Annotated in this window: 11 protein-coding genes; 7 read left to right on the top strand and 4 right to left on the bottom strand. The window is 69.5% G+C overall.

What is annotated here, in order from left to right:
* Positions 1-21 precede the first annotated feature (21 nt).
* From OHS33_RS08765 to pgi, 7 genes are all read left to right on the top strand, one after another.
* Positions 22-2985 carry a M14 family metallopeptidase gene (locus OHS33_RS08765; protein ID WP_330329806.1) on the top strand — a complete coding sequence of 988 codons (2964 nt, stop codon included), beginning with the start codon at positions 22-24 and terminating at the stop codon, positions 2983-2985.
* A gap of 209 nt (positions 2986-3194) precedes the next feature.
* On the top strand, positions 3195-4199 hold the full coding sequence (gene gap / locus OHS33_RS08760) for a type I glyceraldehyde-3-phosphate dehydrogenase (RefSeq protein ID WP_330329805.1): 1005 nt from the start codon (positions 3195-3197) through the stop codon (positions 4197-4199).
* Positions 4200-4339: 140 nt separating this feature from the next.
* Positions 4340-5551: a phosphoglycerate kinase gene (locus OHS33_RS08755; protein WP_330329804.1), complete on the top strand. Its 1212-nt coding sequence runs from the start codon at positions 4340-4342 to the stop codon at positions 5549-5551.
* A gap of 6 nt (positions 5552-5557) precedes the next feature.
* Positions 5558-6334 (top strand): triose-phosphate isomerase, encoded by a 777-nt coding sequence (gene tpiA / locus OHS33_RS08750; RefSeq protein WP_330329803.1) that lies wholly within the window; start codon positions 5558-5560, stop codon positions 6332-6334.
* Between the two features lie 119 nt (positions 6335-6453).
* On the top strand, positions 6454-6693 hold the full coding sequence (secG, locus tag OHS33_RS08745; RefSeq protein WP_330329802.1) for a preprotein translocase subunit SecG: 240 nt from the start codon (positions 6454-6456) through the stop codon (positions 6691-6693).
* A 180-nt stretch (positions 6694-6873) separates the two neighbouring features.
* A complete protein-coding gene (locus OHS33_RS08740) occupies positions 6874-7209 on the top strand; it encodes an RNA polymerase-binding protein RbpA (RefSeq protein ID WP_008741068.1) in 336 nt (111 codons plus the stop codon).
* Positions 7210-7347: 138 nt separating this feature from the next.
* Positions 7348-9000: a glucose-6-phosphate isomerase gene (pgi, locus tag OHS33_RS08735; protein WP_330334967.1), complete on the top strand. Its 1653-nt coding sequence runs from the start codon at positions 7348-7350 to the stop codon at positions 8998-9000.
* 87 nt (positions 9001-9087) lie between these two features.
* Here pgi and pgl read toward each other — a convergent pair whose 3' ends face one another.
* The 4 genes from pgl to tal all read right to left on the bottom strand — a co-directional run bounded on the left by pgl (position 9088) and on the right by tal (position 13683).
* Positions 9088-9870 (bottom strand): 6-phosphogluconolactonase, encoded by a 783-nt coding sequence (pgl, locus tag OHS33_RS08730; RefSeq protein ID WP_330329801.1) that lies wholly within the window; start codon positions 9868-9870, stop codon positions 9088-9090.
* Positions 9871-9983: 113 nt separating this feature from the next.
* Complete coding sequence (gene opcA / locus OHS33_RS08725; RefSeq protein WP_330329800.1) at positions 9984-11033, bottom strand: glucose-6-phosphate dehydrogenase assembly protein OpcA; 1050 nt, start codon at positions 11031-11033, stop codon at positions 9984-9986.
* Entirely contained in the window at positions 11030-12562 is a 1533-nt protein-coding gene (gene zwf, locus OHS33_RS08720) for a glucose-6-phosphate dehydrogenase (RefSeq protein ID WP_330334966.1), read from the bottom strand. Before zwf ends, opcA begins: the two co-directional genes overlap by 4 nt.
* A gap of 2 nt (positions 12563-12564) precedes the next feature.
* Positions 12565-13683 (bottom strand): transaldolase, encoded by a 1119-nt coding sequence (gene tal / locus OHS33_RS08715; protein ID WP_330329799.1) that lies wholly within the window; start codon positions 13681-13683, stop codon positions 12565-12567.
* Positions 13684-13713: the final 30 nt, after the last annotated feature.

The following is a 13713-nucleotide window of genomic DNA, read 5'->3' as shown; positions in this document are numbered from 1 at the left end:
AGACGACGCCCAGGGGGGCACATGAGGCACCGCGCGAGATCGATCCTCGCCGCTAGCGCACTCGTCTTCGGTTCACTCGCCGCCGTACCGGTGGCCGCACAGGCCCAGAACGGACCGGCGGCCGGACCCGCCGCCGACGAGGTCAGGGTCTACGACGCCGACATCACCAAGGAACAGGTCCCGCTGGTCCTCGCCGCGGGCCAGGACGCCCACGAGCTGACCGAGCAGGCGCCGGAGCACGGCACCGCCAAGGTGGAGCTGTTCCTCACCACCGCCCAGGCGAAGAAGCTCGGCGCCCAGGGCCTGAAGCTCGCCGAGCGCAAGGTCCCGGCCAAGGCCACCGCGCGCGTCAAGGCGGCGGGCGACGGCGTCTTCCGCCCCTACAGCGGCAAGGGCGGTCTCCAGGAGGAGATCGTCAAGACCGGCCAGACCAACCCCGGCCTCGCCAAAGTCGTCTCCATCGGCAAGACCGTCCAGGGCAAGGACATCCTCGCCGTCAAGGTCACCAAGAACGCCCGGCAGGCCAGGGACGGCTCCAAGCCCTCGGTCCTGTACATGTCCAACCAGCACGCCCGCGAGTGGATCACCCCGGAGATGACCCGGCGGCTGATGCACTACTACCTCGACAACTACGGCAAGGACCAGCGGGTCACCCAGCTGGTCGACTCCACCGAGATGTGGTTCGTCCTCTCCGCGAACCCGGACGGCTACGACTTCACGCACACCCCCGACGGCGACCGGCTGTGGCGCAAGAACATGCGCGACAACAACGGCGACGGCAAGCACACCGCCCTCGACGGAGTCGACCTCAACCGGAACTTCCCCTACAAGTGGGGCTACGACAACGAGGGTTCCTCCGCCGACCTCTCCAGCGAGACCTACCGCGGCCCCACGCCGGAGTCCGAGCCCGAGACCGTGGCCCTCGACACCTTCGAGAAGCGCATCGGCTTCGACTACGCCGTCAACTACCACTCCGCCGCCGAGCTGCTGCTCTACGGCGTGGGCTGGCAGGTCGCCACCCCGACCCCCGACGACGTGACCTACAAGGCGCTCGCGGGCACCCCGGAGCACTCCGCGATCCCCGGCTACTACCCGCAGGTCTCCTCGGAGCTGTACACCACCAACGGCGAGGCGGACGGCCACGCGGCCAACGTCAACGGCGTCATGATGTTCACGCCGGAGATGACCACCTGCCAGACCGCCTCCGACAGCGACCCGAACGACCAGTGGAAGTCCGAGGACTGCGCCTCCGGCTTCAACTTCCCGGACGACGAGAAGCTCATCCAGGCGGAGTTCCTGAAGAACGTCCCCTTCGCCCTCTCGGTCGCCCAGTCCGCCGAGCACCCGGACAAGCCGGTCTCCTCGGTGGGCCTGAACGCCGCCGACTTCACGACCGACCCCTTCACCACCTCCTACGCCGCCCGCGGTGAGGACCAGAAGGTCTCCGTCACCGCCCGCAAGGCGCTGAAGGACAAGCGGCTCAACTACCGGATCAACGGCGGCCGCGCCCACGACGAGGACCTCAAGGCCTGGAAGGGCGGCGAGACCTACGGCGGCGACGACAACAACTGGTTCGACGAGTACCGCGCCTCCGTGGAGGGGACGAAGCCCGGGGACAAGGTCGAGGTCTGGTTCACCGGCCGCGACGGCTCCCGGCAGGTCTCCAGCGAGCACTTCACCTACAGCGTGGCCGAGCGGCCCCGCGCGGACGTCCTGGTGATCGCGGAGGAAGGCGCCAAGGCCCAGCAGGCCCAGACCTACGTGGACGCGCTGCGCGCCAACGGCCGCACCGCGGCCGTCTGGGACGTCGCCACCCAGGGCGTCCCGCACCACCTCGGAGTGCTCTCGCACTTCGCCGCCGCCGTCCACTACACCGGCGCCCAGGCCCCCGGCGGGGCCACCCAGCTGGCCGTGCGCGACTTCCTCAACGAGGGCGGCAAGCTGATCGAGGCCGGCGAGCTGGCGGGCGGCAACGCCAAGGTCGGCCGCGCCGTCACCAACGACTTCAGCCAGTACTACCTCGGCGCCTACGACCGCAGCACCGCCACCGGAGCGACCGGCTTCACCGGTGCGGGCCCGCTCGCCGGGGCCAAGGGGAAGCTCGGTGACGCCCCGGGCGCCCCCGGCAACCCGCTGGACCGCCCCGGCGCCTACAGCGTCACCTCCGACAGCCTGCCCGCCGCACGGTTCCCGCAGTTCAAGAGCGCCCAGGCGGGCCTGTACGACGGTGTCGTCAACCCGTACGCCCCCTACGCCGGATCCGGGATGGCCGCGGCCGTCCACAACGACAACGACTGGAAGCGCCTGGTCCGTACGGTCGACCTGACCGGGGTCAGCGCCGCGGACAAGCCGCAGCTCAAGATGGCCCTGAACTGGGACACCGAGCCGGGCTACGACCACGCCGTCCTGGAGGCCCACACCACGGGCGCCGAGGACTGGACCACCCTGCCCGAGGCGGGCGGCCAGAGCAGTGCCACCGTTCCGGCCGAATGCGCGGGCGGCTTCTTCATCAACGGCCACCCCTTCCTGCGCCACTACCTCACCCTCGGCTCCGGCGGCTGCACCGCGCAGGGCAGCAGCGGTGCCTGGAACAGCTTCACCGGATCCTCCGGCGGCTGGAAGCAGGTCTCCTTCGACCTGAGCGCCTACGCGGGCAAGACCGTCGAGGTCTCGCTCTCCTCCATCACGGACCCGGGCAGCGGCGGCCGCGGGGTCTTCGCGGACGAGGCGCGGGTGTCGGTCGGCGGCGTCGACCAGGCGGCCGAGGGCTTCGAGACCTCGCTCGGGGTCTGGACCGCTCAGGGCGCACCTGCCGGAAGTCCCGAAGTTCCGGGAGATTGGTCCCGCTCCGGAGAGCTGTTCAAGTCCTACGCGGCGGTGACTACGCGTAACACGGTGCTCCTCGGCTTCGGCCTGGAGCACCTGCCGGCCGCGAAGGACCGAGCGGTACTCGTCGGTAAGGCGCTCCGCTCGCTGAACCACTGACCTGCGGACCCTCCCGTGCTCACGCTGAGTGAGGGGGGAGAAAGTCCCCGACGGCCCGTACCGGAGCGCGTGGTACGGGCCGCCGGGGCGTGTCAGGCCCCCGTCGATGTCACCCCGAAGCTCACGGAGAGGTAGGGTCATAAGCGGTCGGGGACATCCCATACAGCTCGCCGGCGGACAGGCCGGCGCACCAACGAGGAGATCGGTTCGTGACGATCCGCGTAGGCATCAATGGTTTTGGCCGAATTGGCCGTAACTACTTCCGGGCGCTCCTGGAGCAGGGAGCGGACATCGAGATCGTCGGTGTCAACGACCTGACTGACAACGCGACCCTGGTGCATCTGCTCAAGTACGACACCATCCTGGGCCGCCTCAAGCACGAGGTCTCCCACACGGCCGACACCATCACCGTCGGCGGCAACACCTTCAAGACCTTCGCCGAGCGCGACCCCGCGAACCTCCCCTGGGGCGAGCTGGGCGCCGACATCGTCATCGAGTCGACCGGCATCTTCACCAAGAAGGCCGACGCCGCGAAGCACATCGCCGCGGGCGCGAAGAAGGTCCTCATCTCGGCTCCGGCCAAGGACGAGGACATCACGATCGTGATGGGCGTCAACCAGGAGAAGTACGACGCGGCCAACCACCACGTCATCTCCAACGCCTCCTGCACCACCAACTGCGTGGCGCCGATGGCCAAGGTCCTCCTGGAGAACTTCGGCATCGTCAAGGGCATGATGACGACGGTCCACGCGTACACGAACGACCAGCGCATCCTGGACTTCCCGCACTCGGACCTGCGCCGCGCCCGCGCCGCCGCCGAGAACATCATCCCGACCACCACGGGTGCCGCCAAGGCCACCGCGCTGGTCATCCCGGAGCTGGCGGGCAAGCTCGACGGCATCGCGATGCGCGTCCCGGTCCCGACCGGTTCCGTGACCGACCTGGTCATCGAGCTGGAGCGCGAGGTGACCAAGGACGAGGTCAACGCCGCGTTCCTGAAGGCCTCCCAGGGCCAGCTGAAGGGCATCCTCGACTACACCGAGGACGCGATCGTCTCCTCCGACATCGTGAACTGGCCGTTCTCCTGCACCTTCGACTCTTCCCTGACCATGGTCCAGGGCAAGAGCGTCAAGGTCATCGGCTGGTACGACAACGAGTGGGGTTACTCCAACCGTCTCGTCGACCTCACCGTCTTCGTCGGCGGCCAGCTCTAATCTTCAGGGCAGGCACCGCGATGTGAAGCACCAGGGCTCGGACAGCGCGATGAAGCGCTGTACGGGCCCTGTTGTTTGCCTCGTACCTCTCGCTCCGCACAGGCGAAAGCCATGTATGGGGATAAGGAGTAGAAATACACATGAAGACGATCGACGAACTTCTCGCCGAGGGCGTCTCCGGCAAGCGGGTCTTCGTCCGCGCCGACCTGAACGTGCCGCTCGCGGGCACGGCCATCACGGACGACGGCCGCATCCGCGCCGTCCAGCCGACGATCGCGAAGCTCGCCGCCGCTGGCGCCCGCGTCATCGTCGCGTCCCACCTGGGCCGCCCCAAGGGCGCCCCGGACCCGGCCTTCTCGCTGGCCCCCGCCGCCGCCCGGCTCGGTGAGCTGCTCGGCCAGGACGTGGCCTTCGCCACCGACACCGTCGGCGCCTCCGCCAAGGAGACGGTCGCCGCCCTCGCCGACGGCCAGGTCGCCGTCATCGAGAACCTGCGCTTCAACGCCGGTGAGACCGCGAAGGACGACGCCGAGCGCGGCGCCTTCGCGGACCAGCTCGCGGAGCTGGCCGACGTCTACGTCGGCGACGGCTTCGGTGCCGTCCACCGCAAGCACGCCTCGGTCTTCGACCTGCCCGCGCGCCTCCCGCACGCGGCCGGTTACCTGATCGCCACCGAGGTCGCCGTCCTGAAGAAGCTGACCGACGAGGTCAAGCGCCCCTACGTCGTGATCCTCGGCGGCGCCAAGGTCTCCGACAAGCTCGCCGTCATCGACCAGCTGCTCGGCAAGGCCGACCGCATCCTCATCGGCGGCGGCATGGCGTACACCTTCCTCTACGCCAAGGGCTACGAGGTCGGCATCTCCCTGCTCCAGAAGGACCAGGTCGACGTCGTCAAGGAGTACATGGAGCGCGCCGCGAAGAACGGTGTCGAGCTGGTCCTGCCGGTCGACATCCTCACCTCCACGGACTTCCCCGACCTCAAGGGCAAGACCCCGGCGACCTTCGTCACCGTCGACGCGGACAAGATCCCCGCCGACCAGGAGGGTCTGGACATCGGTCCCAAGACCCGTGAGCTGTACGCCTCGAAGATCGCCGACGCCGAGACCGTGTTCTGGAACGGTCCCGTGGGCGTCTTCGAACACCCCGACTACGCCGGCGGCACCCGCGCGATCGCGCAGGCCCTCGTCGACAGCGACGCGTTCACCGTCGTCGGAGGCGGCGACTCCGCCGCCGCCGTGCGCACGCTCGGCTTCGACGAGAACGCTTTCGGCCACATCTCGACCGGTGGCGGCGCCTCCCTCGAATACCTCGAGGGCAAGACGCTCCCCGGCATCGCCGCTCTGGAGGTCTGACCCCGTATGACCACGCGCACCCCTCTCATGGCCGGCAACTGGAAGATGAACCTCAACCACCTCGAGGCCATCGCACACACCCAGAAGCTCGCCTTCGCGCTCGCCGACAAGGACTACGACGCGGTCGAGGTCGCGGTCCTGCCGCCCTTCGTGGACCTGCGGTCGGTCCAGACCCTGGTCGACGGCGACAAGCTGAAGATCAAGTACGGCGCCCAGGACATCTCGGCGCACGAGTCCGGCGCGTACACCGGTGAGATCTCCGGCGCGATGCTCGCGAAGCTGAAGTGCACCTTCGTGGCCGTCGGTCACAGCGAGCGCCGCCAGTACCACGGCGAGAGCGACGAGCTCTGCAACGCCAAGGTCAAGGCCGCCTACGCGAACGGGATCACCCCGATCCTCTGCGTCGGCGAGGGTCTGGACATCCGCAAGGCCGGCGAGCAGGTCCCGTACACGCTCGCGCAGCTCGACGGCGGCCTCAAGGACATCCCGGCCGAGCAGGTCGAGTCCATCGTGATCGCCTACGAGCCCGTCTGGGCCATCGGCACCGGTGAGGTCGCCACCCCCGAGGACGCGCAGGAGGTCTGCGGGGCGATCCGCACCCGCCTCGCGGAGCTGTACTCGCAGGAGCTGGCCGACAAGGTCCGCATCCAGTACGGCGGCTCGGTCAAGTCCGGCAACATCGCCGCGATCATGGCGCAGCCCGATGTCGACGGCGCCCTGATCGGCGGCGCGGCCCTGGACGCCGACGAGTTCGTCAAGATCGTCCGCTTCCGCGACCAGTGAGTATGCGGTAGGACGGATCCGTCGTACCCTTGCGGGGGCCAGGAGGCTGAATCAACAGCCACTGGCCCCCGCCGGGGTTCCACAGCACGCCAGGGAAAGTCAGAAAGTAGGAATCAGCCGTGATTATGGGGTTCTCGATCGCCCTGATCGTCTTCAGCCTGCTGCTGATGCTCCTGGTGCTGATGCACAAGGGCAAGGGCGGCGGCCTCTCCGACATGTTCGGAGGCGGCATGCAGTCGTCCGTCGGCGGCTCCTCGGTCGCCGAGCGCAACCTCGACCGCATCACGATGGTGATCGGACTGCTCTGGTTCGGGTGCATCGTCGCGCTCGGTCTGCTGATGAAGTCGAACGGCAACTGAACGATCCGGCCATTTCGGCGGTCCGGCAGGCTCCGCCCGATCTATCATGAGGTCCGCGTCAGTGGTCCGGAAGTAGTAACTCCGGTCACTGGACGCGCGTTGGGCCTTACGTAGACTGGGGCGCCCGCGGCGGAATTCCATTTCACGCTTCGCGGCACCATCACGCAGGGAGTTACGACCGTGGCAAGTGGCAACGCGATCCGTGGAAGCCGGGTCGGAGCGGGGCCGATGGGCGAGGCCGAGCGCGGCGAGTCCGCGCCCCGCCTGCGCATCTCCTTCTGGTGCTCGAACGGGCACGAGACGCAGCCCAGCTTCGCCAGCGACGCACAGGTGCCGGACACCTGGGACTGCCCGCGCTGCGGGTTCCCCGCAGGCCAGGACCGGGACAGCCCCCCGGCGCCGCCGCGCACCGAGCCGTACAAGACGCACCTGGCGTACGTACGGGAGCGGCGCACGGACGCGGACGGCGAGGCGATCCTCGCCGAAGCCCTCGCCAAGCTCCGCGGCGAGATCTGACCCAAGACTTCGGGCCCGGCCCGCGGAAGAGCTTCTTCCGCGGGCCGGGTCTCTTTGTGTGTGTTGTCCGGCTTCCGATCCCTTAGGTTGGAGTCCGGCGGGGCACAACAGGACGGAAGAAGTGGGTTGATGTCCGAGATGAACGCAGACGGACGCACGAGGCTCAACCGGACGCCGGAGTGGCTGGCACTCGGCAAGCACCGGGAAGAGCTGGGACAGACGCATCTGCGGGAGCTGTTCGAAGCCGACCCGGGCCGGGGCACCGGGTACACCCTGCGGGCCGGCGACCTGCACATCGACTACTCGAAGCACCTCGTGACCGACGAGACGCTCCGGCTGCTGCGCGAACTCGCCGCCGCGACGGGCGTGGAGCGGCTGCGCGAGCGGATGTTCAGCGGCGAGAAGATCAACAAGACCGAGGACCGGGCGGTCCTGCACACCGCGCTGCGGGCCTCGCAGGACACCGTGGTCGAGGTGGACGGCGAGAACGTCGTCCCCGGCGTGTACGCGGTCCTGGACAAGATGGGGACCTTCGCCGACCGGATCCGGTCGGGGGAGTGGCTCGGCTTCACCGGCGAGCGGATCAAGAACGTCGTCAACATCGGCATCGGCGGCTCCGACCTCGGTCCGGCGATGGCGTACGAGGCGCTGCGCGCCTTCACCGACCGGGAGCTGAGCCTGCGCTTCGTCTCCAACGTGGACGGCGCGGACCTGCACGAGGCCCTGCTGGGCCTGGACCCGGCCGAGACCCTCTTCATCATCGCCTCGAAGACCTTCACCACCATCGAGACGATCACCAACGCCACCTCGGCGCGGGAGTGGCTGCTGGCGGGCCTCGGCGGGGACAAGGCGGCCGTGGCACGGCACTTCGTCGCCCTGTCGACCAATGCCGAGAAGGTCACCGACTTCGGCATCGATCCGGCCAACATGTTCGAGTTCTGGGACTGGGTCGGCGGGCGCTACTCCCTCGACTCGGCCATCGGGCTCTCCCTCATGGTGGCGATCGGCCCCGAGGCCTTCGAGCAGATGCTCCAGGGCTTCCTGGAGATGGACCGGCACTTCCGCACCGCGCCCCCCGAGGAGAACGCCCCTCTCCTGCTGGGCCTGTTGGGGATCTGGTACGGCGGCTTCCACGACGCGCAGGCGCACGCGGTCCTCCCGTACAGCCACTACCTGTCCCGGTTCACCGCCTACTTGCAGCAGCTGGACATGGAGTCCAACGGCAAGTCCGTGGACCGCGAGGGCAATCCGGTGGACTGGCAGACCGGACCCGTCGTGTGGGGCACGCCCGGCACCAACGGGCAGCACGCCTACTACCAGTTGCTCCACCAGGGCACGAAGCTGATCCCCGCGGATTTCATCGGCTTCGCCCGCCCGGTCGAGGCGCTCTCCCCGGCCCTCGCCGCCCAGCACGACCTGCTGATGGCGAACTTCTTCGCGCAGACCCAGGCGCTGGCCTTCGGCAAGACGCCCGACGAGGTCCGCGCGGAGGGCGTGCCCGAGGAACTCGTCCCGCACAAGACCTTCCAGGGCAACCACCCGACGACCACGATCCTGGCGAAGGACCTGACCCCGGCGGTCCTGGGCCAGCTCATCGCGCTCTACGAGCACAAGGTGTTCGTCCAGGGCGCGGTGTGGAACATCGACTCCTTCGACCAGTGGGGCGTCGAGCTGGGCAAGGTCCTGGCCAGGCGGGTCGAGCCCGCGCTCACGGAGGGCGCCGAGGTGCCGGGCCTGGACGCCTCCACGCGGGCCCTGGTGGCCACGTACCGCGAGCTGCGCGGCCGCTGATCCCTCGGGGAGACCCGAGACCGTACGGACGCCAGAGCGCCCCGCACCGGACGGTGCGGGGCGCTCTCGCGTGCGGAGCCGGGCGTCTCAGGCGGAGGCCGGCGGGTACAGCGCGGGCGGCAGCTTCGCGGCGGCCGCGCGGTCCAGCAGCCACAGGGTGCGCGAGCGCCCGTACGCGGCGGCGGCCGGGGCCTGGACCGCGCCCGCCCCGCCGAGCGCCACGGCCACCGCGCCCGCCTTGTCCTCACCGGCGGCCAGCAGCCACACCTCGCGCGCGGCCCGGATGGCCGGGAGGGTGAGGGAGATCCGGGTGGGCGGCGGCTTGGGCGCGCCGTGCACGCCGACCACCGTGCGCTCGGTCTCCCGGGCGGCGGGGTGCTCGGGGAACAGGGACGCCACGTGGGTGTCCGGGCCCACGCCCAGCATCAGCACGTCGAAGCGGGGCACCGGGCCGTGGTCCTCGGGCGCGGAGGCCCTGCGCAGCTCCTCGGCGTAGCCCGCGGCGGCCGCGTCCACGTCCGAGCCGTACGGGCCGTCGGAGGCGGGCATGACGTGCACGCGCGCCGGGTCGACGGGGACGGAGTCCAGCAGGGCGGCGCGGGCCTGGGTGTGGTTGCGCTCGGGGTCGTCGGCGGGGACGTAGCGCTCGTCGCCCCACCACAGGTCGATGCGGGACCAGTCGATCGCGTCCCGGGCGGGGGCGGCGGCGAGGGCGGCCAGCAGGCCGTTGCCGTTGCGGCCGCCCGTGAGGACGACGGAGGCGCTGCCACGGGCGGCCTGGGCGTCGACGATCTTCGTGATCAGCCGGGCCGCGGCGGCCTGCGCCATCAGTTCCTTGTCCCGGTGGACGACGACCTGAGGAGTCGTCATGCCCATGATGGTGCCGCCTTCTTGATCAGAGGTCAGGGGTCAGGGGTGCGGGGAGAACGGGCGTGCCGCCGCACCCGCCCCCGTGTGGGGGCGCGTACGGCGGCACGCCGTGCTCACTTGGCCGCGGTCTTCTTCGCCGCGGCCGGTTTGGCGGCGGGCTTCGCCGCCGGGGCCTTCTTCGCCGCGGGGGCTTCGGCCGCGGGCGCCGCCGGGGCGGCGACCGGGGCGTCCGCCGGACCGGCCAGGCCTTCCACGCCGAACTTCAGCGAGGCCTCGTACGTGTTGTCCGGGTCCAGCCGGCGGAGTTCCTCCGCCAGCAGCTCGGCCGTGTCGCGGCGCTTGAGCGCCACCGCGCGGTCGGGCTGACCCGGCATGCACAGGGTGGCCAGCGCCCCGTCCGCCCGGTCCAGGACGATCGCGCCGTCCTTGGTCTCCAGGCGTACGGCCGTCAGACCCGGGCCGTTGGAGTGGGTGCGCTTGACGGGGACCTCCAGGCGGTCCGCCAGCCACATGGCCAGCAGCTCGCAGCTCGGGTTCTCGTCCTCGCCCTCGACCGTGGCGGAGACGATCCGCAGCGCCTTCTGCTGGTCGAGCGCGGCCGCCAGCATCGAACGCCACGGTGTGATCCGGGTCCAGGACAGGTCCGTGTCGCCGGGCGCGTAGGCGGCCGCCCGGCCGGCGAGGGCCCCGACGGGCTCTTCGGACGCGTAGGTGTCCGTGATCCGGCGCTGGCCCAGGGCCCCCAGCGGGTCGCCCGCCAGGTTTGCCGGCGCGCCCTGCGGCCACCACACGACCACCGGGGCGTCCGGCAGCAGCAGCGGGAGGACCACCGACTGCGCGTGGTCCACCAGCTCCCCGTGCAGCCGCAGCACAACCGTTTCGCCAGAGCCGGAGTCCGCCCCGACGCGGATTTCCGCGTCGAGCCGGGCATCACGGCGACTGCGGGGCGAGCGGCTGACCCGCTTGATCACGACGAGGATCCGCGAGGGGTGCTCGTGGGCCGCGTCGGTGGCCGACTTGAGCGCGTCGTACGCGTTCTCCTCGTCGGTCACGATCACCAGCGTGAGGACCATGCCGATGGCCGGCGTGCCGATGTCCCGGCGCGCCTGCACCAACGCGGCGTTGATCTTGCTGGAGGTGGTCTCCGTGAGGTCGATCTTCATGGCCGGCGCCAGCTCCGTCCGTCTCGTGCGAGCATCTCGTCCGCCTCGACCGGTCCCCAGGTGCCCGAGGGGTACTGCGCGGGCTTGCCGTGCGTGTCCCAGTACTTCTCGATCGGGTCGAGGATGTTCCAGGACAGCTCGACCTCCTGGTGGCGCGGGAAGAGGTTCGCGTCGCCCAGGAGGACGTCCAGGATCAGCCGCTCGTACGCCTCGGGGCTCGACTCCGTGAAGGACTCGCCGTAGGCGAAGTCCATCGTGACGTCCCGGACCTCCATGGAGGTGCCCGGAACCTTGGAGCCGAAGCGGACCGTCACGCCTTCGTCCGGCTGGACCCGGATGACCAGGGCGTTCTGCCCCAGCTCCTCGGTCGCGCCCGACTCGAACGGCAGGTACGGAGCCCGCTTGAAGACCACCGCGATCTCCGTCACCCGGCGGCCCAGGCGCTTGCCCGTCCGCAGGTAGAACGGCACGCCCGCCCAGCGGCGGTTGTTGATCTCCAGGCGGATCGCGGCGTAGGTGTCGGTCTTCGACTTGGGGTCGATGCCGTCCTCTTCGAGGTAGCCGACGACCTTCTCGCCGCCCTGCCACGCCGCCGAGTACTGGCCGCGCACCGTGTGCTTGCCCAGGTCCTCGGGAAGCTCCACGGCCGTGAGGACCTTGAGCTTCTCTGCCACGAGCGCCTTCGGGTGGAAGGAGCCGGGCTCCTCCATCGCGGTCAGCGCGAGCAGCTGGAGCAGGTGGTTCTGGATGACGTCGCGCGCGGCGCCGATGCCGTCGTAGTACCCGGCCCGGCCGCCGATGCCGATGTCCTCGGCCATGGTGATCTGCACGTGGTCGACGTACGACCGGTTCCAGATCGGCTCGAACATCGTGTTCGCGAAGCGGAGCGCCAGGATGTTCTGGACGGTCTCCTTGCCGAGGTAGTGGTCGATCCGGAAGACCTCGTTGGGCGGGAAGACGTCGTGGACCAGCTGGTTGAGCTCCTGGGCACTGGTCAGGTCGTGACCGAACGGCTTCTCGATGACGGCGCGCCGCCAGGAACCCTCCTTCTGGTCCGCCAGCCCGTGCTTCTTGAGCTGGGCGACGACCTTGGGGAAGAACTTCGGCGGGACGGACAGGTAGAAGGCGAAGTTGCCGCCCGTGCCCTGCGCCTTGTCCAGTTCCTCGATCGTCGACTTCAGCGTCTCGAACGCCTCGTCGTCGTCGAAGTCGCCCTGGACGAACCGGCAGCCCTGCACCAGCTGCTGCCAGACCTCCTCACGGAAGGGCGTGCGGGCGTGCTGCTTGACCGCGTCGTGCACCTCCTGTGCGAAATCCTCGTCCTGCCACTCGCGCCGGGCGAAACCGATCAGCGAGAAGCCCGGAGGCAGCAGGCCGCGGTTCGCCAGGTCGTAGACGGCGGGCATCAGCTTCTTGCGCGACAGGTCACCCGTAACGCCGAAAATGACCAGGCCGGACGGCCCCGCGATGCGCGGGAGCCGCCGGTCCTGTGCGTCACGAAGCGGGTTCGCTCCGTTCACAGACAAAATTCTCAGGCCTCCGTGGGGGCGAGGCGCTCAAGCTCCGCCTCGGTGGACTTCAGCAGGTCGTTCCAGGACGCCTCGAACTTCTCGACGCCTTCGTCCTCCAGCAGCTGCACCACATCGTCGTACGAGATGCCCAGCTTCGCGACCGCGTCCAGCTCGGCACGAGCCTGGCCGTAGGTGCCGCGAATGGTGTCGCCGGTGACCTCGCCGTGGTCGGCGGTGGCCTCCATGGTGGCCTCCGGCATGGTGTTCACCGTGCCGGGGGCGACCAGGTCCACCACGTACAGGGTGTCCTTGTACGCCGGGTCCTTGACGCCGGTCGAGGCCCACAGCGGACGCTGCTTGTTGGCCTGCGCCTTGTCCAGGGCCGCCCAGCGCTCGGTGCCGAACACCTCTTCGTAGGCCTCGTAGGCCAGACGGGCGTTCGCGAGCGCCGCCTTGCCCTTGAGGGCCTTGGCCTCGTCGGTGCCGATGCCGTCGAGGCGCTTGTCGATCTCCGAGTCCACGCGGGACACGAAGAAGGAGGCGACCGAGTGGATCTTGGACAGGTCCAGGCCGGCGGCCTTCGCCTTCTCCAGGCCCGCCAGGTAGGCGTCCATGACCTCGCGGTAGCGCTCCAGCGAGAAGATCAGCGTGACGTTGACGCTGATGCCCTTGCCGATGACCTCGGTGATCGCCGGCAGGCCGGCCTTGGTCGCCGGGATCTTGATGAGCGTGTTCGGACGGTCCACCAGCCAGGCGAGCTGCTTGGCCTCGGCGATGGTCGCCGTGGTCTCGTGCGCCAGACGCGGGTCGACCTCGATCGACACGCGGCCGTCCTGGCCCTCGGTGGAGTCGTAGACCGGACGCAGGATGTCGGCGGCGTCACGGACGTCCGCCGTCGTGATCATGCGGATGGCCTCGTCGACGGTGACCTTGCGGGCGGCGAGGTCGGCGAGCTGCTGCTCGTAACCGTCACCGCTGCTGATCGCCTTCTGGAAGATCGACGGGTTGGTGGTGACACCGACCACGTGCTGCTGGTCGATCAGTTCCGCCAGGTTGCCGGACGTGATGCGCTTGCGGGACAGGTCGTCCAGCCAGATCGCCACGCCCTCGTCGGAGAGGCGCTTGAGTGCGTCTGTCATGGGAATTGCATCTCCTACTTGTGTTGTACG

This window comes from Streptomyces sp. NBC_00536 (genome assembly GCF_036346295.1).
GTDB lineage: Bacteria > Actinomycetota > Actinomycetes > Streptomycetales > Streptomycetaceae > Streptomyces.
The sequence above is the reverse complement of the archived record's forward strand: the minus strand, read 5'-3'. Positions and strand labels throughout refer to the sequence as shown.

Excerpts from the sequence above, each read along its gene's own strand:
- OHS33_RS08765 (WP_330329806.1), top strand. The coding sequence starts at position 22 with ATGAGGCACCGCGCGAGATCGATCCTCGCCGCTAGCGCACTCGTCTTC.
- OHS33_RS08755 (WP_330329804.1), top strand. The coding sequence starts at position 4,340 with ATGAAGACGATCGACGAACTTCTCGCCGAGGGCGTCTCCGGCAAGCGG.
- tpiA (WP_330329803.1), top strand. The coding sequence starts at position 5,558 with ATGACCACGCGCACCCCTCTCATGGCCGGCAACTGGAAGATGAACCTC.
- pgi (WP_330334967.1), top strand. The coding sequence starts at position 7,348 with ATGAACGCAGACGGACGCACGAGGCTCAACCGGACGCCGGAGTGGCTG.
- pgl (WP_330329801.1), bottom strand. The coding sequence starts at position 9,870 with ATGACGACTCCTCAGGTCGTCGTCCACCGGGACAAGGAACTGATGGCG.
- opcA (WP_330329800.1), bottom strand. The coding sequence starts at position 11,033 with ATGAAGATCGACCTCACGGAGACCACCTCCAGCAAGATCAACGCCGCG.
- tal (WP_330329799.1), bottom strand. The coding sequence starts at position 13,683 with ATGACAGACGCACTCAAGCGCCTCTCCGACGAGGGCGTGGCGATCTGG.